1 protein-coding gene is annotated in these 674 nt (G+C 62.8%); it reads right to left on the bottom strand.

The annotated features are described in order from the left end of the window. Window positions 1-674: condensation domain-containing protein (locus F2P67_RS27595; RefSeq protein WP_166226424.1), on the bottom strand; the 674-nt coding region annotated here is incomplete at both ends.

The following is a 674-nucleotide window of genomic DNA, read 5'->3' as shown; positions in this document are numbered from 1 at the left end:
CGCCAGTCGAGCACGCTGAACGGCACCTGCAATCCCTTGTGCACCACTTGCAACGCATGGGGCAGATCACCTTCCCAGACAAACCCGCTGCGCAGCACGTCATGGCTGTCCATCGCCGCCTGCCAGGCCTCGCGGAAACGCTCGACCTGCAAACCGTCCACGGCGACGCACATCTGATTGATGTAATCGCCCGACTGCTGCGCGTAGAGGGTGTGGAACAACATGCCCTGCTGCATCGGCGACAGTGGATAAATGTCTTCGATCAGACGCGGCGCAGTCGGCAAACCGTCGAGCTGAGCCTGGCTCAGACCCGCCAGCGGGAAGTCCGACGGGGTCAGGCCTTCCACGCCCGGCGTCAGGCAGTGGTCAATCAGTGCGGCGAGTTCATCGGCGTAATCGCGGGCCAGCGCTTCAATGGTGGCGCTGTCGAAACGTTCTTCGCTGAAGGTCCAGCCGACGCTCAATTCGCCGCCATACACCTGACCGTTGAGGGTCAGCCAGTTGCCCAGCGGCGCATCCGGGCTTTGCTCCATGCCGGCATTGTCCGGGGCCGGCGCGAACAGTGCGCCGTCATCGGCTTCGAAACTGCCGTCTAACTGACCGCGGTAGTTGACGGTGATGCGGTGGTTCGGCAATGCCTTCATGCTGCTTTGCGCCTCGGCATCACCAACATG

It is taken from the genome of Pseudomonas atagonensis (assembly GCF_011369485.1).
Lineage (GTDB): Bacteria > Pseudomonadota > Gammaproteobacteria > Pseudomonadales > Pseudomonadaceae > Aquipseudomonas > Aquipseudomonas atagonensis.
Note: the sequence above shows the minus strand (reverse complement) of the source record. Positions and strands in the feature narration are given on the sequence as shown.